We start from the raw sequence: 20401 nt of genomic DNA, 5'->3' as shown, positions 1-20401 counted from the left end.
CCATGGCCCTTCGCATCGCTCTGGCCGACCTGTGCGACCCGGCGATCCGCGGCCTTCTGGCCACCCATGCCGCGTTCTGCGCGGCGACGAGCCCGCCTGAAAGCTGTCATTTTCTGCCCCTCGAGGGGCTCGACGTCCCCGAGGTCACGGTCTGGGCCGCCTGGGACGGCCCCGAGCTTGCAGGCATCGGCGCGCTGAAGGCGCTCTCGCCCGAAGCGGGCGAGATCAAGTCGATGCACACCGCCGCCGCCCACCGCGGGCAAGGGGTCGGCGCGGCGCTGCTGGCCGCGATCCAGACCGAGGCCCGGGCCCGGGGCTATCTCTCGCTCTGGCTGGAAACCGGCGCGACCGCGCCCTTCGCGGCGGCCCGCGCGCTTTACGAACGGCAGGGCTTCCATCCCTGCGGCCCGTTCGGCGCCTACCGGCTCGACCCGCACAGCGCCTATTACACCAAGTCCCTCGCCCCGAAATCCGTCACCCCGATGGAGGCACGCGCATGAAAGACAGCCTCTTCGCCCGAAACCCCTCGGTGCTGATCTTCCTCGGGCTGCTTGCGGCGTTCGTGGCCGCCGTCACGGTCCTTGGCGAGGGCGTCGGCATGGGCCTGATCTCGACCAGCTTCGTCAAGACGCTGGGCAAGACGCTGTGCCTGTGCCTGATCGCCATCGCGATGGATCTGGTCTGGGGCTATACCGGCATCCTGTCGCTTGGCCATTTCGCCTTCTTCGGCCTTGGCGGCTACATGATCGGCATGTGGCTGATGTATGCCCGGACCGAAACCATCGTCGCCGCCTCGCTGGCCCAGGCCGAAATCCCGCCCACGCCGCAGGAAATCCGCGACGCCATCGGCACCCAGATCTTCGGCGTGGTCGGCGGGTCCGACTTCCCGGCGATCTGGGCCTTCGCCCATTCGCTGCCGCTGCAACTGGCCCTTGTGGTGCTGGTGCCGGGTCTGCTGGCGCTGGTCTTCGGCTGGCTCGCCTTCCGAAGCCGCGTGACAGGCGTCTATCTGTCGATCCTGACCCAGGCGATGACGCTGGCGCTGTCGCTGTATCTGTTCCAGAACGACAGCGGGCTGCGCGGCAATAACGGCCTCTCGGGGCTGCAGAACATCCCCGGCGCCGCGGACGTGCCGCAATCGCTGCTGTCGATCTGGTTCTTCTGGGGGTCGGCCGCCGCACTGGCGCTGGGCTATCTGGTCGCGGCCTTCGTCGTCTCGGGCAAGTTCGGCTCGGTGATCCGGGGCATCCGCGACGACGAGGCCCGGGTGCGGTTCCTTGGCTATTCGGTCGAGTCCTACAAGCTCTTCGTCTTCACCCTGACGGCGGTGATCGCGGGCATCGCGGGCGCGCTGTACTATCCGCAGGCGGGCATCATCAACCCCGCCGAAATGGCGCCCATCGCCTCGATCTACCTGGCGGTCTGGGTCGCCATCGGCGGGCGCGGGCGGCTTTACGGGGCCGTGATCGGCGCGGGCGTCGTGTCGCTTCTGTCGACCTGGTTCACCGGCGGGCAGGTGCCCGACCTGCCGCTGGGGATCTACACGATCAAATGGGTCGACTGGTGGCAGGTGCTGCTGGGCCTCGGCTTCGTTCTGGTCACGCTGTTCGCACCGAAGGGCATCGGCGGGCTTTTCGATCTGGTCTCGGGCCGCCGCGCGCCCGCGCGCCATGGCGCCGATCTTGGCCCCGATACCGGGTCGTTCCGCGAGAAGGAGGCCGAGCAATGACCGCCCTTCTCGAGGTCTCGGGCGTCTCGGTCAGTTTCGACGGGTTCCGCGCCATCAACAACCTCTCGTTCGAGATCGGTCATGCCGAGCTGCGCGCCATCATCGGGCCCAATGGTGCCGGCAAGACCACCTTCATGGACATCGTCACCGGCAAGACCCGCCCCGATAGCGGCCGGGTGCTCTGGGGCGAACGCTCGGTCTCGCTCCTGAAGATGAGCGAAAGCCAGATCGCCCGCGAAGGCGTGGGCCGCAAGTTCCAGCGCCCGACCGTGTTCGAGGACCAGTCGGTTTTCGACAACCTGCTGATGGCGCTGAAGAAGGACCGCGCGCCCTGGAAGGTGCTGGCCTATCGCCAGAGCGCCGAAGACCGCGCCCGGGTGGCCGAGCTGGCCGACGAGATCGGCCTTGGCGACCAGCTTTACCGAAAGTCGGGCGAGCTGAGCCACGGCCAGAAGCAATGGCTGGAAATCGGCATGCTGCTGGCGCAGGAGCCGCGCCTGCTGCTGGTCGACGAGCCCGCCGCCGGGATGACCCTGGCCGAACGCGAGCACACCACCGACCTTCTGAAGGAGGCCGCGAAGACCCGCGCCGTGGTGGTCGTCGAACATGACATGGAGTTCGTGCGGCGGCTCGACTGCAAGGTGACGGTGCTGCATGAGGGGTCGGTCCTGGCCGAGGGCAGTCTCGACCATGTCACCAAGAACCAGCAGGTGATCGATGTCTATCTGGGGCGCTGAGCGATGCTGAAAACAACCGGCCTGACGCTGCATTACGGCGGCTCGCAGATCCTGCACGGCGTCGATATCGAGGCCCGCGCGGGCGAGGTGACCTGCGTCATGGGCACCAATGGCGTCGGCAAGACCAGCCTCCTGAAGGCCATTTCGGGGACCCACCCCCGCTCGGGCGGCCGGATCGAGCTGGACGGTGCCGCCGTCGGCCGGGTCCCGGCCCAGGGCATGGCCCATCGCGGCGTGGGCTACGTGCCGCAGGGGCGGATGATCTTCCCGCTGCTGACCGTGCGCGAGAATCTGGAAACCGGGTTCGCCTGCCTGCCCCGCCCCGACCGCGTCGTGCCGGACGAGATCTATGAACTCTTCCCGGTGCTCGGGGACATGGCGCACCGGCGCGGCGGCGATCTGTCGGGCGGCCAGCAACAGCAACTGGCCATCGCCCGGGCGATGATCACCAAGCCCAAGCTTCTGTTGCTGGACGAACCGACCGAGGGCATCCAGCCCAACATCATCCAGCAGATCGGCCGGGTGATCGAATACCTGCGCGACCAGGGCCGGATGGCCATCGTGCTGGTCGAGCAGTATTTCGAATTCGCCTATGGCCTTGCCGACCGCTTCTACGTGATGGAACGCGGCGCGGTCACGCTGTCGGGCCCCAAGGCCGAGTTGGAAAAGGACCGCCTGATCCGCGCCGTCTCGGTCTGAGACCGGCGGCCCCGCACCGAAAACGCCCCGACCCCGCCCTATTTTCGCCCCGAGTCCCACCTTTTCTGTGACAATCGCCGCAGGGGAAAGGGAAACGGGCATGCTGGGTCTGGTCTTTGTCGGAATGGCCGTCGGGTATGCCTGCGCGGGACTGGCCCTTCTGCTGACGCAGTCCTGGCTGGTGGCCCTCGCGACCCTCTCGCTGACCGGAACCATCGCGGTGCTGGCGGCGGCAGCCCGCCTGTGGATTTCGGACGAGCCCCCGGCCCCGGTCGCGGGCTGAGGCTTATTCTTCCCCCCTCGGCGCCCTGGCGGACCTGCGCATGATCGGGGGGGCGCCGCGCGCGGCGCGAAGTGTGGCACACCGCCCCGAACCGGCCCGAAAAACGTTTCGAATGCGACCGAACCAGAGCCGTTAAGGATCTTGTTAGGGGTTCGCTTCGTAGACCGTATCCGAGGGCACCCCATGCCCAGGTTCCGGAACGGCGTATGGATTCGACGCGTAACTCGTTTCACCGGTTGTTTGGAAACGCCGCAGCCCCCGCGCTCCTGATCGCACCGGACGGGCGGGTCCTGGCTGGCAACCCGGCGATGGCGCTGGCCCTCGGCCAGCCGCACCGCCCGCTTGCCCCGGTCCGGGCCGACGGGCTGGTCTGCGCGCAGGACGCGCCCCGCCTGACCGAAGCCTGCGCGGCGCTGCAGCGGCCCGGCACCGAACGGCTGCGGGCGCGCTTGGGGTTCCGGGCGGCCGACGGAACCGAACGGGTCTTCGACTGTTGCCTGCGCCCGGTCCCCGACGCCACCGGCCGGATCGAGGCGATCGTTCTCGAAGCCGCCGCCCCGGACCGGCCCGCGCTGGCCGACACGCCGCCACCGCGCCCGGCGACCGGCGAGGGCATCCCCCCCGACCATCACGCCCGCGTCCTTCAGATCGCCGCCGAAACCGCCGGAGTGGGTCAGTTCTATTTCGATCTGGAACGGCGCCGGATGTGGGCCACCGACCCCTATTACCGGATGCTCGGCTTCGACCCCGGCGCGGTCGCGCTCGACTCGGCCTGGGTGCGCGCCCGCATCCATCCCGCCGATCTCGATGCGGCGGTGGCGGCCTTCGACCGCCTGGTGGCCGCCGAGGTGCCGCAGATCCGCCTGCGCTACCGGCTGCGCTGCCGCGACAATTCGTGGAAATGGGTCGAGGTCACCGCCCAGAGCTACCGGGCCGAGGATCCGGCCGTGCCCGCCATGATCTGCGGCAGCCTGATCGACATCACCGCGCACAAGGCTGCGGCGGCCGACCTGGCCGAGGCGCTGTCCGAGGCCGAATCCGCCCGTGGGATGCTGCAACGCACCGTGGCGCTGCACCGGGCCGCGACCGAAAGCGGCGGCATCGGCCCCTGGATGCTGGACCCCCAGACGCGGCTCGAAACCCGCAGCGACCATTTCTACCGCATCCTCGGTCTCGAACGCAGCGATCTTGCCGACGCGCAGGACAGCTTTCTGAGCCTCGTGCATCCCGAGGACCGCGCCGCCGCCATCGCCGGGATCGACGACCTGATCGCCGGGCGGCGCGAAAGCTATCATGCCGATTTCCGGGTCCGCCACCGCGACGGCTCGTGGATCTGGTGCGAATCGAGCGCCCGCCCGGTGCGCACCGCAGGCCCGGGCCGCCCGCCGGTGATCTGCGGCAGCCTCAAGGACATCACCGCGCGCAAACGGAACGAACAGCGTCTGGCCGAGGCGCTGGCCGAGGCCGAGGCCTCGCGCAATGCCGCCTGGGAGCGCGAGGAAATGCTGCGCACCTCGGCCTGCTCGGGCGGGATCGGCCATTGGGCGGTCTGCCCGGCCGAACAGACCGGCTGGGCCCCGGCCGAAACCTACCGTCTGCTGAACTACGCGCCCTGGGCCTTTGCCTCGACCGTCGAGAACTGGCACGCGCTGGTCCATCCCGCGGACCGCCCGGGCGCCGTGGCGGCCTTCGACGACATGCTGGCCGGGCGGACCGACACGCTGGTCCACGATCACCGCAAGCGCCATGGCGACGGCAGCTATCACTGGTACCGGTCGGTGGCGCGCAAGATCGACCGCTCGGCCCGCGGGCTGGCCGATCTGATCGCGGGCGCGATGATCCTGATCGACGAGACCAAGGAGCGCGAGCGCATGCTGGCCGAGGCCGCCGCCAGCGCGCGCCAGGCCGGGGCGCTGTTGCAGACCCTCGCCGACAACCTGCCCGGCGCGCTTTACGAGCGGCGGCAGGGGCCGGACGGGCGGATCCGGTTTCCCTACTTCAGCGCCCGCCTGCCCGAGCTGATGGGCGTGACCCGGACAGAGATCTCTGCCGATGGCGAGTGCATCTATGCCCGCATCCACCCCGAGGATCGCGACCGCATCCGCGAACGCCGCCGCGCCGACGATGCCGATGGCGACAAAAGCCGGTTCGAAGACCGGTTCCGGCTGCTGCATCCCCGGCACGGCATGCGCTGGATCCTGGTCTCGGCGGTGCGCTTCCAGGCGCCCGACGGCACCGAAAGCTGGTTCGGCAACCTGATGGACGTGACCGACAACATGGAGGCCGCGACCCGCGCCGCCGATGCCGCCCGGGCCGTGCGCGACGCCCATGAGCGGCTGCGCTCGATCGCCGACAACACCCCCGGCGGGATCTTCGAATACCGCCTGCTGCCCGACGGGCGCAGCGAGTTCCTGTATACCAGCGGCCAGTTCGACGAGCTGGTCGATACGCCGGTGACCCGGGCCGGCCATGCCCGGGCGATGGCCTTCGAGCAGATCGACCCCGAGGATCGCCCGGCCTTCATCGCCAGCATCCACGAAAGCGCCCGGCGGCTCACCGCCTGGCGTCGGCGGTTCCGGATCCGGACGGTCCGGCACGGCCAGCGCTGGCTGTCGGGCTCGGCCACACCCCGGCGCGAGCCCGACGGGTCGGTCTGCTTCACCGGCCTTCTGCTCGACGTGACCCGCGACGTCCAGCGCGAGAACGAACTGAAATCAGCGCATCTGCTGGCCGACAGGATGCGCCGCGAGAACGAGCATCAGGCGATGCATGACGGGCTGACCGGCCTGCCCAACCGCCGCGCCTACGACCAGCAGCTGGCGGCCCGCCTGCGCGGCGCCGCCGAAGGCCGGGGCCCGCGCGACGGGGTGCTGATCCGCATGGATCTGGATCATTTCAAATATGTCAACGACACCCTGGGCCACGAGGCAGGCGACCAGGTGCTGATCCGGGTGGCCGAGGTCCTGCGCTACGCGCTGCGGCCCGCGGATTTCGCCGCGCGGATCGGCGGCGACGAGTTTTCGATCCTGCTCGGGGCCGGGGTCACGCCGGCCCAGGCGCGCGAGGCGGTCGAACGCATCCAGGCGCGGCTGGCCGCACCGCTGATGTATGGCGGGCGGCATTGCCGCTTCGGCGCGAGCTTCGGCATCGCCCATACCGAGGATCTGCGCGAGACCGGGGCCGAGCTGTCGCTGTTCGCCGATGCCGCGCTGTACCGCGCCAAGGAGGCGGGCCGGAACCGGATGGAATTCTTCACCTCCGACCTGCACCAGTCGATCCTGAACGACCGGCGCCTTGCGGCCGAGATCCAGGAGGGGCTCGAGCACGACGAGTTCGTGCCCTTCTTCCAGCCCCAGGTGTCGGCCGAGGACGGGCGTCTGGTGGGCGTCGAGACGCTCTTGCGCTGGCGCCATCCCCACAAGGGGCTGCTGGCGCCCGACGCCTTCATGCATGTGGCCGAACAGCTCAGGATCGTGCCCGAGATCGACCGCATCATGATGCAGAAGGCGCGCGGCGCGCTCGATCGCTGGCAGGCGCAGGGGCTCAGGGTTCCCAAGATCAGCTTCAACGTCAGTTCCGGGCGGATGCATGACCCCGATCTGGTCTCGGGCGCGCTCGACATCGCCGCCACCGACACGCGGGTGACCTTCGAGCTGCTGGAATCGATCCTCGTCGAGGAGGAAAGCGACGCCTTCCGCTTCCATCTCGACAAGATCCGCGAGGCCGGGATCGATATCGAGATCGACGATTTCGGCTCGGGCCATGCCTCGATCATCGGGGTGATGCAGATCCGCCCCTCGGCGCTGAAGATCGACCGCCGCATCGTCTCGCCCGCCGCGCGCGACCCGCAGGCCCGCAACCTCGTGCGCGCCATTGTCGAGATCGCCGAAACGCTGGGCATCGGCACCGTGGCCGAGGGCGTCGAGACCCAGGCCCATGCCGACATCCTGCGCGGCATCGGCTGCAACGTGCTGCAGGGCTATCTGTTCGCCCGCCCGCTGAGCGAGGCCGATCTGGTGACCTACGCGCTGGATCAGACGCGCCAGACCGCCTGACCGGCCGACCGCCTGATCACCGGACGTGCCGTTCGCCGGACGTCCTGTTCGCAAGACTGCCCGGGTGACAGATTGGCGGACCGGCTAGACCCGACCGCCCCGCACCAGTCGCCCCGCACCAGTCGCCCCGGACCAATCGGCCAGACCCGACCGGACCGAACAGACCGGCCCGAACAGACCGGCTTGCCCCGGCCACCCCGGACCCGCTCAGGCCTCGGCCAGCACCGCAGCCAGCGTCGCCGCCGAAAGTGGCACCGGATTGCCCTTCATCGAGGACGAGCCCAGCGCCTCGGCCGCCACCGCCGCGCGGTCCATCTCTGGCAAGGGCGGCAGGCCCGAGGCCGCGATCCAGTTCCCAAACCGGTCCAGAGCCTCCGCGCCCGGCCCGCCGAAGGCCGCGCCGATCCAGTCCAGGACCCGCTCGATCCGGGCGGGATCGCCCCCGGCCCCGTCCAGCGCCGCGCGGTTGGCGCGCAAAACCGGCACCAGCAGCCGCCCGCAGATCGCGCCATGGGCCGCCCCGGTCCGCCCGCCGATCACGCCCGCAAGCCCGTGCACCGCCCCAAGCCCGGCATTGGCCAGCGCCAGCCCGCCGGTGAGGCTGACCCGCGCCATCGCGTCCCGCGCCGCCGGGTCCTCGGCCGTCATCAGCCGCGGCAGCGCCGCCAGCCCCTCGGGGATCGCCGCGGCGCACAGCGCATCGGTCAGGGGCGTCGCGCGGCAGGACAGATAGGGCTCGATCACCTGCACGATGGCGTCGAGCCCCGAGGCCAGCGTCACCGCGCGCGGGCAGCCGTCGGTCAGGGCCGGATCGACCAGCGCCAGACGGGGCAGCATGCGGATGTCGCGCAGGCTGACCTTGCGACCCGCCCCGGGCACCCCGATCACCGCGTTGCGCGTGGCCTCGGACCCGGTGCCCGCCGTGCTGGGCAGGGCCGCCAAGGGCAAGGGCGCGCGCGGCAGCGGCAGGCCCGCGCCCACCACCTCGAGATGGTCGAGCACCGGCCGGTCCGAGGGCACCAGCGCCGCCAGCGCCTTGCCCAGATCGATCACCGCACCGCCGCCGATGGCCACCACCGCCTCGGGCGCGAAGGCCCGCGCCTCGGCCAGCGCCTCCTCAAGCCCCGGCAGATCGGGTTCGCCCCGGCCGCGGATCTGGCAGACCGTGGCGCCCGCCCCGGCCAGATCGGCCGCGAGCCGGTCGGCAAAGGCCACCGACCCGCCGCGCACCAGAAGGATGCGCCGCCCCCAGCCCAGAAGCGCGGGCACCGCCTCGGCCGCCCGGCCCCGGCCGAAAACGATGCGCCCCGGCGCGGCGAAGTCGAAACCCGCCACGCTCAGACCGCCTGAACGGCCGCGACCGCGCGTTTCCAGCGGCCGTAGCGCGCCTCGCGCTCGTCTGCTTCCATCGCCGGGGTGAAGCTCCGGTCCAGCGCCCAGGTCTCGCCGAACTCGGCCATCGCCGGGTAAAGCCCCGCGCGCTGGCCCGCGAGCCAAGCCGCGCCCATCGCCGTCGTCTCCAGCACCTTCGGCCGGTCGACCGGGGCGCCCAGAATGTCGGCCAGGAACTGCATCGCCCAGTCCGACGCGCTCATGCCGCCATCGACGCGCAGCGCGGTATCGCCCTCGGCCGACCAGTCGGCCCGCATCGCCTCCAGCAGGTCGCGGGTCTGGTAGCCGACCGATTCAAGCGCGGCCCGGGCGAATTCGGCAGGCCCCGAATTGCGGGTCAGCCCGAAGACCCCGCCCCGGCAATCGGCGTTCCAGTAGGGCGCGCCGAGGCCCGTGAAGGCGGGCACCAGCACCAGGTCCTGACCGGGATCGGCCCGTTCCGCGAGCCCCTGCGTCTCGGCCGCCGAGCGGATCACCTGCAGCCCGTCGCGCAGCCATTGCACCACCGCGCCCGCGATGAAGATCGAGCCTTCCAGCGCATAGGTCCGCTTGCCGTCCATCTGATAGGCGATGGTGGTCAGCAGCCGGTTCTTCGAGACGACCGGCGCGTCGCCCGTGTTCAGCAGCGCGAAACAGCCGGTGCCATAGGTCGATTTCAGCATGCCGGGCGCGAAACAAGCCTGACCGATGGTCGCCGCCTGCTGGTCGCCCGCGATCCCCAGGATCGGGATCTCGCGGCCGAAAAGATCGGGCCGGGTCATGCCGAAGTCGCTGGCGCAGTCGCGCACCTCGGGCAGCATCGACATCGGGATGTCGAGCATCCGGCACATGTCCTCGGACCAGACCCCCTTGCGGATGTCGAACAGCATCGTGCGCGCCGCGTTGGTGGCGTCGGTCACATGCACCCTGCCCCCGGTCAGCCGCCACACCAGCCAGCTGTCGACGGTGCCGAAGGCCAGTTCGCCCGCCTCGGCCCGGGCCCGCGCGCCCTCGACAGTGTCGAGGATCCATTTGAGCTTGGTGGCCGAGAAATACGGGTCGAGCAGCAGCCCGGTGATCTCGGTCACCTGCGCCGCGCAGCCCTGCTCGCGCAGGTCCCGGCACAGATCGGCGGTGCGGCGGTCCTGCCAGACGATGGCATTATGCACCGGGCGGCCGGTGGTGCGGTCCCAGACCAGCGTCGTCTCGCGCTGGTTGGTGATGCCGATGGCGGCGATATCCTCCGGCCCCAGTCCGGCGCGCTCGATCACCTCGCGGCTGGTCCCCGCGGTCGAGGTCCAGAGATCGTCGGCATCGTGCTCGACCCAGCCGCTGGCCGGGTAATGCTGCTCGAATTCCTCCTGAGCGGTGGCGGTGACGGAAAGATCCGTGCCGAACAGGATGGCCCGGCTCGAGGTCGTGCCCTGATCGATGGCCAGGATATGCTTCATCGCGTTTGCCTCCTTGCGTCCTGCATTCGTTAACCAAGTGCTATCGCCAAACCGGCAGGACAGGAAGAGACAGGGGAAACCCGGCGCCGCGCGCTCAGACGCGACCGTCCGCGCCCGAGAGGAAGACATCGACCGCGAGGTCGATCCGCTCGCGGATGCTGCCGACCTCGTCGGCCACGCCGCAGCCCTTGCACAGCAGGTCTTCCAGCGTGCAGGGCAGCGCCATGTCCAGCAGCAGTTCGGCCGCCTTTCCGGTATCGCTCAGCCGGATCTCGCCGCGCTTGACGGCGCGGTCGAGTTCCTTGCGGATCTCGCGGCGGAAGGTGCGCGGCCCCTCCTCCAGCAGCAATTCGACCAGATCGGAGTCACTGGTCGCCTCGGCAAGGGTCGCGCGCAGCAATTCCAGCGGGGCCGCACAGATGCCCGGCGCCAGATCCGGCCCCAGCAGCCGACGCAGGCGATCCGGCAGCGGCAGCCCCAGATCCGGCGGATCGAGCGGCCGGACCACCCGGACCCGGAGCCGCCGCAGCACCCCCGCGAACAGCGCGGTCCGCCCGTCGAAGACCGCATAAAGCGTCCGCTTCGACATGCCGGCGGCGCCCGCCACCGCGGCCATCGTCGTGCCGGTCAGCCCCTGCTCCAGCAGCACCCGTTCGGCCGCATCCAGAATCACCGTCTCGCGTTCGAGAGCGGTCATCTGCAGCGGGCGGCCCCGCTTTGGTGCATCTTCGCATCGGTTCAAGGCCACTGTCCCTGGATTAAGGTTCCTGTCATATCGGCATTGCAGTTTGATGTTGCAGAAACGCGCGGAAGCAAATACCGAAACTCGCAGGTTTTGTAAATCCGTCCGACAGAATTCCACAGCCCCGAGAGGAGCTCCGCCATGCCGCGATCCTGTCCGCGACCCGTCCGGTCCGTCTTTCCCCTTCTTGCCGTGGTGCTGGCGCTCGGCGCGGCCGCGGCACAGGCGCAGGCCCCCGGAGGCGGCGGCGACCGCCCGCCGCCGGCGGTGACCGTGGTGACGCTGCATGCCAGCGACGTCACGCTCAGAACCCGGCTGCCCGGACGCGTGGTGGCCTCAGGCGTGGCCGAGGTGCGCCCGCAGGTGGCCGGCATCATCATCGACCGGCTCTTCGAGGAAGGCGCCGAGGTCAAACTGGGCGACGCGCTTTATACCATCGACCCGGCCTCCTACGAGGCGCAGGTCGCCGCGGCCAAGGCCTCGGTAGCCCAGGCCCAGGCCAATCTGAAGGCGGCCGAGAAGGACGCGAGCCGGGTAGAGGCGCTGCTCAATCGCAATGTCGCCAGCGAACAGACGGTGGACGACGCGGTCGCCCAGCGCGACTCGGCGGCGGCCGCGCTGCAGGTGGCCGAGGCCCAGCTTCTGACCGCGCAGATCGATCTGGAACGGACGACGATCAAGGCGCCGCTGTCGGGCACGGTCGGCCGGTCGCTGACCACCCGGGGCTCGCTTGTGACCGCCGGTCAGTCCACCCCGCTGGCGGTGATCCGCACGCTCGACCCCGTTTATGTCGACGTGACGATGTCCGCGGCCGAACTGGTGCGCTGGCGCCGCGGACATACCGAGACCGCGCTGGCCGATGCCGATGTATCGGTTCAGCTCAGCCTGCCCGATGGCAGCGCTTATGAATATGAGGGCATGCTGACCGCGGCCGAGCCCCATGTCGACGAACAGACCGGCGTGATCCTGCTCAGGATGAACTTCTCGAACCCCGAGGGGCTGCTGCTGCCCGGCATGTATGTGCAGGCCGAAATGCCCCAGGGCGTCGTGCCGAACGCGATCCTGGTGCCGCAGGAAGCCGTCGGCCGCGACACGCGCGGCCGCCCGACCGCGCTGGTCGTCACCCCCGACAACGTGGTCGAATCCCGCGTCCTGACCGTGCTGCGCGACAGCGGCACGGACTGGATCGTGACCGACGGCGTGGCCGATGGCGACCGGGTGATCGTCGCGGGGCTGCAGAAGGTCCAGCCCGGTGTGCCGGTGACCCCGCAGGAACGCGGCGCCGCGCCCGAGGGCGGCGACGGCCAGAACGACCAGGGCCAGCCGGCCCAAGGCAACTGATCGGCAGGGAACCCAAGTCATGGCCCGTTTCTTCATCGACCGCCCGGTCTTCGCCTGGGTCATCGCGATCCTGATCATGGGGATCGGCCTGCTGTCGATCTCGTCGCTGCCGATCGCGCAGTATCCGCAGATCGCGCCGCCGAACGTGACGGTGTCGGCCACCTATCCCGGCGCCTCGGCCGAGACCGTCGCCAACACCGTGACCCAGGTGATCGAACAGCAGATGACCGGCCTCGACGGGCTGCGCTACATCTCGTCCTCCTCGACCTCGGCCGGAACCTCCTCGATCGATCTGACCTTCGAGACCGGCACCGACCCCGACATCGCCCAGGTGCAGGTCCAGAACAAGCTGTCGCAGGCCACCGCGCTGCTGCCCGACACGGTGCAGCGCCAGGGCGTGACGGTGCGCAAGTCCTCGGCCAGCTTCCTGATGGTGGTCGCGCTGATTTCCAAGGACGGGTCGCTCGAACAGGTCGACCTGTCGGACTACATGGAATCGAACCTCGTCGACGAATTCGCCCGGATCCAGGGCGTGGGCGAGGTCCAGGTCTTCGGCGCGCAATACGCGATGCGGATCTGGCTCGACCCGTCCAAGCTGGCCGCCTATGACATGACGCCCGGGGACGTGGTCTCGGCAGTCTCGGCGGAAAACGCGCAGATCTCGGCCGGCGCCTTCGGCGAACTGCCCGCGCCCGAAGGCCAGCAGCTGAACGCCACGATCACCGCGCAGTCGCTTCTGTCGACGCCCGAGGATTTCGAACAGATCGTGCTGCGCGCCGAAACCGACGGGGGACTTGTTTTACTGAAGGATGTCGCCCGGGTCGAAATCGGTGCCGAGGACTACTCGACCATCGCCAACCGCAACGGCCAGCCCGCGGCGGGCATGGCGATCCGGCTTGCCTCGGGCGCCAACGCGCTCGACACCGCCGAACGGGTCAAGGCGAAGATCGAGGAATTCTCCGAGTTCTTTCCCGAAAACGTCGAATATGTGATCCCCTTCGACACCACCCCCTTCGTGAAGATCTCGATCGAAGAGGTGGTCAAGACGCTGTTCGAGGCGATCATCCTCGTGTTCCTGGTGATGCTGCTGTTCCTGCAGAACATCCGGGCCACGCTGATCCCCACGCTTGCGGTGCCGGTGGTGCTGCTGGGCACGTTCGGCATCCTGTCGATCTTCGGCTATTCGATCAACACGCTGACCATGCTGGCCATGGTGCTGGCCATCGGGCTTCTGGTCGATGACGCCATCGTCGTGGTCGAGAACGTGGAACGGATCATCGAGGAAGAGGGCCTGACGCCGCGCGAGGCCACGCGCAAGTCGATGGGCCAGATCACCGGCGCGCTGGTCGGCATTGCGCTGGTGCTGTCGGCGGTGTTCATTCCGATGGCCTTCTTCGGCGGCTCGACCGGGGTCATCTACCAGCAGTTCTCGGTGACCATCGTCTCGGCAATGGGTCTGTCGGTGCTGGTCGCGCTGACCCTGACGCCCGCGCTTTGCGCCTCGATCCTGCGCTCGAAGGATGCGGTCCACACTCATCGCGGCCCGTTCGGCTGGTTCAACATCTTCTTCGAGAAGCTCGCCGGAGGCTACGGGTCCACCGTGGGCTGGATCGTGCGGCGACCGCTGCGGGTGGGGGTGGTCTATCTCGCGCTGGCCGCGGTGATGGCGCTGCTCTTCGTCCGGACGCCGACCGGCTTTCTGCCCGACGAGGATCAGGGCATCCTCTTCACGCTGGTCCAGGGACCGACCGGTGCCAGCGCCCAGCGCACCGAGGAGGTTGCCAGGCAGATCCAGAACCACTTCCTGACCGCCGAGGCCGACAACGTCGACTCGGTCTTCACGGTCGTCGGCTTCTCCTTCGCAGGCCAGGGGCAGAACATGGGGATCGGCTTCGTCCAGCTCAAGGACTGGGGCGACCGGCAGGACCCGTCGCAAAGCGTGCAGGCCATCGCCGGGCGTGCCTTCGGCGCCTTCAGCCAGATCCAGGACGCGATGGTGTTCCCGATCGTGCCGCCCTCGGTGATCGAGCTTGGCAACGTCTCGGGCTTCGACTTCTACCTGCAGGCCCGCAGCGGCCAGAGCCACGAGGAATTGCTGGCCGCGCGCAACCAGCTGCTGGGCATGGCCGCGCAAAGCCCGCTGATCGGATCGATCCGGCCCAACGGGCTGGAGGATGCGGCCCAGTTCAATCTGGATATAGATTGGCGCGCAGCCGGTGCGATGGGGCTGTCGGCGACCGATGTGGGCAATCTGCTCTCGGTCGCCTGGGCGGGGCAATACGTCAACGATTTCGTCGACCGCGGACGGATCAAGCGGGTCTATGTCCAGGGCGAGCCCGATGCCCGGGCGACGCCCGAGGACATCGAGCTGTGGCGGGTGCGCAACGACTCGGGCGGGCTGGTGCCCTTCTCGAACATCTCGACTGCCAGCTGGGATTTCGGCCCCCAGGGCCTGAACCGCTATAACGGCATGCCCTCGATGCAGCTGCAGGGCTCGCCCGCCGAGGGCGTGACCACCGGCGAGGCCATGGCCGAGATGGAGCGGCTGGCCAGCCAGCTGCCGCCGGGCTTTGCCATCGCCTGGACCGGGCTCTCGCTGGAAGAGCGCGAGTCCGGCAGTCAGGCGCCCTTGCTTTACACGCTGTCGCTGGCGGCGGTGTTTTTGTGCCTCGCCGCGCTTTACGAAAGCTGGGCGATCCCCTTCGCGGTGATGCTGGCCATGCCGATCGGGGTTCTGGGGGCGCTTCTGGGGGCCTGGCTCGGGCATTTCGAGAACGGGGTGTTCTTCCAGGTGGCGCTGCTGACGGTGATCGGCCTGACCGGCAAGAACGCGATCCTGATCGTGGAATTCGCGCGCGACCGGCAGGAGGCGGGCGACAGCCTGTTCGAGGCCATCGTTCAGGCCGCGCAACAGCGGTTCCGCCCGATCATCATGACCTCGATGGCCTTCAGCCTCGGCGTCCTGCCGCTGGTGCTGAGCTCGGGCGCGGGCTCGGGCGGGCGCAACGCCATCGGCTCGGGGGTTCTGGGCGGGACGCTCAGCGCGACCATCCTCGGGGTGCTCTTCGTGCCGCTCTTCTATACCGCGATCCGCAAGATCGCCGGGGGCAAGATGGCCAAGTAGCGGCGCGCCCGCCCCCAGGACAACGAAACGCCCGGCCGCAGGACCGGGCGTTTTTTCATGGGCCGGGAACCGGTCCGACCCGTCCGGTCAGCCGGTGTCGCCGTTGGCCGACCGGCGCCGTTCCAGCCAATCGTCGTAGAAGGTCACCCGGCCCCGGCCCCGGCGCTTGGATTCGTAAAGCGCGATATCGGCTTCCTGCAGCAGCACCTCGGGCGAGGGATGGCGTTGCCGGGTCGCCAGCGCGATTCCGATGCTGGCCGAGATCCGGCATTCGGTCTCCTGCACCTGCATCGGCTGTTCGAGCCGCGCGATCAGCCGCGCGGCATTGTCCGACAGCTTCGCCCTGTCGGTGAAATCGACCATCAGGATCACGAATTCGTCGCCGCCGACCCGCGCCACCACATCGCGGCCGCGGCAATGGCCGCGCAGCACCGCGGCCACCGCCCGCAGCACGGCATCGCCCGCGGCATGGCCATGGCTGTCATTGACCGCCTTGAACAGATCGAGGTCCAGTTGCAAAAGCGCAAAGGGCAGCCCGCTGGCCGAAAGCCGCATCAGCGCCTCGTCGAAGGCGCGCCGGTTGGCCAGCCCGGTCAGCGTGTCGGTCGCGGCCTCCACCTCGGCGGTGACGCGGGCCCCGTTCAGCCGTAGCGCCAGCCGCCGCAATTCGCCCGCGACGGCGGTCTTGGCTTCGTTCAGATACAAGAGCTCGACCGCCAGGTCGGTCGGTGCGAAATCGGACAGGGTCAGGTCGAACCGCCCGACCGCCTCGATCAGCGAGATCCCGAGCGACAGGTTCAACAGCGCCGCCCCGCCGGGCAAGGGCACCACCAGCCCCTTCAGGGCGATCTCGGGCACCGCGTTCAGGGTGAATTTCAGCGCCACCCCCTGCATCCGCAACAGCTCTTCCAGCCGCATCGTCGGGCGCGGCCGGCGCAGGGTCACGACCTCGGTCCAGGGCCGCAGGGTCACCGGCCCTCCGGCCAGCCGCGGCAGGGTCGGCCCGGTGCGGACCACATCGCCGGTGGCGCTGATCCAGACATGCATCGGCATCAGCCGGTCGAGCGAGGCCCCGGGCAAGCCCAGCACGCGGTCGCGCGGCCGGGAATCGAGCGGCAGGTTCATGCCATCGGCCCTTTCAGCGAGAAACTGCGCCCGGCCGAGAAGGACGTGTCGAGCAGGCGCACCCCGAGAAGCCCGCCATCGGGCCGCTCTTCCAGCGGGTCGAGCAGGACCAGCGCGCCGTAATCGTCCGCCATCGCCCGCAACAGGCCCTGCAGGATATAGAAGGCCTCGGGCCAGCCGCCGCGACAGTCGAGCTTGAACCCGTCCGAGACGTCTTCGGCCAGGCGCAGCTCGGGCAGGTCGAGATCGGGCACCGCCAGCCGGGCGCGGTCGGGAAGATCCTCGAGCGAGAACAGGAACTCGAGAAAAGTCTCGCCGCCGAAGCGCAGCAGACGGCGGACCGGTTCCAGCGCGCGATGCGACACGAGATAGGTGCCCAGGTCTTCCAGCAGCATGGCGCGCGGCAGGCAAAGCCGGGCGCTGGCCGCGATCAGAAGCGCATCGGTGGTCTTGTCGTCATAGCTCAGCATCGACTCGAAGGCATGGCGTTCCAGCCCGGCATCGCGCACAATCTCGCCCCACACCTGACGGCCGTAGGTGTCGGCAAGAAAGAAATGAATAGCGCGATTGATCAGCCCGTGCATACGAACTGGCCCACTCCTGGATGATTGGCCTGGGCGATCCTCAGCGCGCCGCCTTAAGAAATGGCAAATGAAACCGAACTGCCGCTGCGGCACCTGGACTTAACGACCGAAAAACAGGGTCCGGCCCTCGACCTCGACCGCGTTCAGGCGCATCGGCCGCAGGTCGTAGCGCCCCGCCAGCAGGGCGTCGATGGCCGCCGCCGCGTCGCGGTAAAGATCGTCGCCGCCGACATAATCGGGACTGCGCATCGAAAAACTGTCGCCATCGGCGAAATAGGCGCGCAGCAAGGGGCCCTCGCCCGGGCCTTGCGCCAGAATGACGATCTCGTCGCCGGGCCGGTCCTGGGAAAGATCGGCCAGCAGCGCGACGCAGGCCGGGTTGCCCTGGGGCGTGCGCGCCTTGCAGGCCTTGCCGATCTGCTGCAGCTCCCAGGGCCGCAGGCTCGACAGGAACCCCTCGGGCAAGGCCGCCCCGGCCGGGCGCACCGGCAGCGTCCGGGCCAGAGCGGCCCGGTCGGCCGCGCTATCCGCGCCGCGCCGCGCCAGTTCGAAATCGGCGCGGGTCTCGGCGGCTTCCAGCGCCGCAAGCTGTTCGGCCAGCTTCGGGTCCCCCCCGGCCCGCTCTGCCAGCCGGTCGAGCGCCGCACGCCCGGCCCGGCCCCAGTCATGGCCCAGAGTCCAGAGATCGAGCCCGTCGGCCGCGACCCGGCCGCTGTCATACCGCGCCAGCTGGTTCGCGGCCGAGATCCGCTGCGGGTCGAACACGGGCGTCAGAAGCGCCGCCGCCAGTGCCGCCGCCGCCAGCGCCATGCCTACATTGACCCGCCGCACCCGGGCCGCCCAGCCCGGCGCCCTGAGCACGGCCCCCGCATGGCCCAGCCCGTAGCCCATCGCCAGCACCGCCAGCGCGGCCGCCAGCAGCCGGTCCGGCGTCGCGCCGTACTGGCGCAGCCGCATCGCGATGGCGATGCCCGCAAGCCCGGCAAGAAACGGCAGCAGCAGCGCCAGAAGCCGCGCGCTCCAGCCGGTCACGGCGCCAAGGCGCAGCCGGTCGTCGGCGGCATCGGCGGCCGACGAGATCAGCGTGACCGATCCGAAGACCATCGCCATCAGGATCGAGGCCGCCGAAAGCCCTCCGAACAGCTGCCCGATCCCCCGCGCCGGAAGCGCTGCCAGAAACACCGCGACCACCGCCAGAACCACCGGCAGCAGCAGCCGGAAGAGGCCCAGCACCAGATCGGGCGAGACGTAATCGGACCGCTCGCCCACCACCGCCAGCGCAACCCCCAGCGTCAGCCCGGTTACCAGATAAGGCACCGCCTCGACATCGAGCAGCCACTCGATGACCCCGATGCCGACCAGCCCGAACAACGCATTCGACAGAAAAAGGATGCCCCAGACCAGGCCGACGAAAAGCCAGGCCGCGGCCATCCGCACCACGATCTGCCAGGCCCGGGTGAACAGCGCCGCATAGTCGAACCAGCGCCCCCCGGGCGACAGCCCCGCGATCGCGAAGGGCGTCGCCAGCACCAGCAGCGCCGCGAAAGCGGGCACCGCCACAGCGTCTCCCAGAAAGGCCGCGACCGTATCGAAGCGGAGGCTCGCCCAGGTCAGCAGCCCCGCCAGCGGCAGCCCCAGACCGGCGGCTGCGCCCAGCGCCCGCCCCGGCCGCAGCGCCCCGACCATCGCCAGCCCCGCCCCGAAGAAGACCGTCCCGAAGGCCGCCAGAAACAGATGCAGCCGGGCGAGCCCCATCGCCGCCATGGGCTGAGGCAGGACGCCGAAGAGGACCCAGGCCGCAAGCCCGGCCAAGGCGCCCAGACCGCCCAGCATCCACCGCCCCGGACTGGCCTCTGCCGCTTCTGCCATCGCTGCCTCCGTTCAGACTGTCGGGCGAGCATAGCGCCGCCCCCTGCCCCCGGCCAGACCGCCGGATGCAGCCCCGCCGGACGCAGCCCCGCCGCTCAGGCGGACCCGGCGCCCAGCCGGTCCAGATAGGCGGGCAAGGCGCCGATATCGGGCAGCACGACGCCCGCAAGATCGCTGAGATCCTCGGCGCAGGCGGTGCCGGTCAGCACCGCGGCGGTCGCGGCGCCCGCGGCGCGCCCGGCGGCCAGATCGAAGCGGCTGTCGCCCACCATGAGCACCTCGGCCGGGCGGCGGCCCGTCGCCTCGGCAAAGGCCAGCACCTGCCCCGGCCCGGGCTTGGCCCCGTGCCCGCTGTCGAATCCCGCGACGAAATCGAAGGCCCGGCGCACGCCCGCCGCCTCGAGCTGGGCCAGCGCCGGGGCCTCGGCATCGTTGGTCGCGACCCCAAGCGCCAGGCCGCGCGCCGCCAGTCCCGACAGCAGCGGCCCCAGATCGACCGCCGGCACCATCGGCGCCTGGGCCGAGGCCTCGGTCAGATAGGCGCCCAGCGCCGCATCGGTCCAGCCCGGCAGATAGGGCCGCATCAACCGCACCACATCGTCGGCCGTGCCCGCGACCACCGGGCTTTCAGGTCGGAACCGCGCCGCGCAAAGATCGAAGCCCAGCGCACCGGCCAGCGCCGCGCGGCGCGCCGGATTGCCGCCCGAAAGCTCGGTCAGAAGATCCAGAGCCCAGCCCGCCCAGCTGCGCTGGAAATCGAAAAGCGTCCCGTCCTTGTCGAAAAGGACTGCCGAAATCTTGCCCATGCCGGTTCCTGTCTGCCCCGGCCCGTTCTGCGGGTCCAAAAGCCCGGCCGCAAGCATTTCCGGACGCAAAAGCAATGAAAAAACCCTGCCGTCAGGTCCAGTGCGGATCGGCACCGCCCGGGAGCCCGGCACGCGCCTTCAGCACCGCCTCGCCCGGCAGGCCCGCGGCCTGACAGAATCGCAGGACCCAGGCATCGTCCAGCAAGATAAAGTCCAGAACCGACGCCAGAAAGTCGGTTTCCGACGCCCGGCTGCGCAGATCTTCAGCGCTCGCTCCGGTTGCCCCAAGGAAAACCGGCAACAGATCGTCGTCGCCGACCAGCCAGGCCAGCGCCTCAAGGGCCACAGTCTCGGCAAAAACTTGCATGGGATCACACTCTGCAGAAGGTTAAAGGGTTTGTTAACGAATACGTCTCAAAGATGAACCCCGAAAACAGAGTAAATGGTTCCCAAACGCCAGTCCCGCGGAGAGCCTTTGCTGTGGA

The 20401-nt window shown here is 69.5% G+C and carries 16 protein-coding genes; 8 read left to right on the top strand and 8 right to left on the bottom strand.

What is annotated here, in order from left to right; all coding sequences use genetic code 11:
• The first annotated feature begins 2 nt into the window (after positions 1-2).
• The 6 genes from DSD19_RS17370 (at position 3) to DSD19_RS17345 (ending at position 7503) form a co-directional block, all read left to right on the top strand.
• Complete coding sequence (locus DSD19_RS17370) at positions 3-500, top strand: GNAT family N-acetyltransferase (protein WP_113670512.1); 498 nt, start codon at positions 3-5, stop codon at positions 498-500.
• Positions 497-1729, top strand: a complete 1233-nt coding sequence (gene urtC / locus DSD19_RS17365; RefSeq protein WP_113670511.1) for an urea ABC transporter permease subunit UrtC — start codon at positions 497-499, stop codon at positions 1727-1729. The genes DSD19_RS17370 and urtC overlap by 4 nt, the downstream gene beginning before the upstream one ends.
• Positions 1726-2466 carry an urea ABC transporter ATP-binding protein UrtD gene (gene urtD / locus DSD19_RS17360; RefSeq protein WP_113670510.1) on the top strand — a complete coding sequence of 247 codons (741 nt, stop codon included), beginning with the start codon at positions 1726-1728 and terminating at the stop codon, positions 2464-2466. Before urtC ends, urtD begins: the two co-directional genes overlap by 4 nt.
• A 3-nt stretch (positions 2467-2469) precedes the next feature.
• Entirely contained in the window at positions 2470-3165 is a 696-nt protein-coding gene (gene urtE, locus DSD19_RS17355) for an urea ABC transporter ATP-binding subunit UrtE (protein ID WP_113670509.1), read from the top strand.
• 100 nt (positions 3166-3265) lie between these two features.
• Complete coding sequence (locus tag DSD19_RS17350; RefSeq protein ID WP_075785536.1) at positions 3266-3448, top strand: hypothetical protein; 183 nt, start codon at positions 3266-3268, stop codon at positions 3446-3448.
• Between the two features lie 206 nt (positions 3449-3654).
• Positions 3655-7503 carry a PAS domain-containing protein gene (locus DSD19_RS17345; protein WP_113670508.1) on the top strand — a complete coding sequence of 1283 codons (3849 nt, stop codon included), beginning with the start codon at positions 3655-3657 and terminating at the stop codon, positions 7501-7503.
• A gap of 207 nt (positions 7504-7710) precedes the next feature.
• Here DSD19_RS17345 and DSD19_RS17340 read toward each other — a convergent pair whose 3' ends face one another.
• From DSD19_RS17340 to DSD19_RS17330, 3 genes are all read right to left on the bottom strand, one after another.
• Positions 7711-8838 (bottom strand): iron-containing alcohol dehydrogenase, encoded by a 1128-nt coding sequence (locus tag DSD19_RS17340; RefSeq protein WP_113670507.1) that lies wholly within the window; start codon positions 8836-8838, stop codon positions 7711-7713.
• A 2-nt stretch (positions 8839-8840) separates the two neighbouring features.
• Complete coding sequence (glpK, locus tag DSD19_RS17335; protein ID WP_075785533.1) at positions 8841-10325, bottom strand: glycerol kinase GlpK; 1485 nt, start codon at positions 10323-10325, stop codon at positions 8841-8843.
• Between the two features lie 94 nt (positions 10326-10419).
• On the bottom strand, positions 10420-11022 hold the full coding sequence (locus tag DSD19_RS17330) for a TetR family transcriptional regulator (protein ID WP_113670506.1): 603 nt from the start codon (positions 11020-11022) through the stop codon (positions 10420-10422).
• Positions 11023-11208: 186 nt separating this feature from the next.
• On the opposite strand from DSD19_RS17330, the gene DSD19_RS17325 reads away from it, so the two are divergent.
• Positions 11209-12408 (top strand): efflux RND transporter periplasmic adaptor subunit, encoded by a 1200-nt coding sequence (locus DSD19_RS17325; RefSeq protein WP_113670505.1) that lies wholly within the window; start codon positions 11209-11211, stop codon positions 12406-12408.
• A gap of 19 nt (positions 12409-12427) precedes the next feature.
• The gene (locus DSD19_RS17320) at positions 12428-15532 is read left to right on the top strand and encodes an efflux RND transporter permease subunit (protein WP_113670504.1); all 3105 of its coding nucleotides are present in this window, start codon (positions 12428-12430) and stop codon (positions 15530-15532) included.
• A gap of 87 nt (positions 15533-15619) precedes the next feature.
• Here DSD19_RS17320 and DSD19_RS17315 read toward each other — a convergent pair whose 3' ends face one another.
• The 5 genes from DSD19_RS17315 to DSD19_RS17295 all read right to left on the bottom strand — a co-directional run bounded on the left by DSD19_RS17315 (position 15620) and on the right by DSD19_RS17295 (position 20283).
• Positions 15620-16657 carry a GGDEF domain-containing protein gene (locus tag DSD19_RS17315; protein ID WP_075785529.1) on the bottom strand — a complete coding sequence of 346 codons (1038 nt, stop codon included), beginning with the start codon at positions 16655-16657 and terminating at the stop codon, positions 15620-15622.
• Positions 16654-17241 carry a heme NO-binding domain-containing protein gene (locus tag DSD19_RS17310; protein WP_075785528.1) on the bottom strand — a complete coding sequence of 196 codons (588 nt, stop codon included), beginning with the start codon at positions 17239-17241 and terminating at the stop codon, positions 16654-16656. Before DSD19_RS17310 ends, DSD19_RS17315 begins: the two co-directional genes overlap by 4 nt.
• 99 nt (positions 17242-17340) lie before the next feature.
• The gene (locus DSD19_RS17305; protein WP_113670503.1) at positions 17341-19110 is read right to left on the bottom strand and encodes a DUF4153 domain-containing protein; all 1770 of its coding nucleotides are present in this window, start codon (positions 19108-19110) and stop codon (positions 17341-17343) included.
• A 95-nt stretch (positions 19111-19205) separates the two neighbouring features.
• A complete protein-coding gene (locus DSD19_RS17300; protein WP_075785526.1) occupies positions 19206-19916 on the bottom strand; it encodes an HAD family hydrolase in 711 nt (236 codons plus the stop codon).
• Between the two features lie 91 nt (positions 19917-20007).
• The gene (locus DSD19_RS17295) at positions 20008-20283 is read right to left on the bottom strand and encodes a DUF3572 domain-containing protein (protein ID WP_075785525.1); all 276 of its coding nucleotides are present in this window, start codon (positions 20281-20283) and stop codon (positions 20008-20010) included.
• Positions 20284-20401: the final 118 nt, after the last annotated feature.

Origin of the sequence: Rhodovulum sp. BSW8, from assembly GCF_003314725.1 — a bacterium.
Classification (GTDB): Bacteria; Pseudomonadota; Alphaproteobacteria; order Rhodobacterales; family Rhodobacteraceae; genus Rhodovulum; species Rhodovulum visakhapatnamense.
The sequence above is the reverse complement of the archived record's forward strand: the minus strand, read 5'-3'. Positions and strand labels throughout refer to the sequence as shown.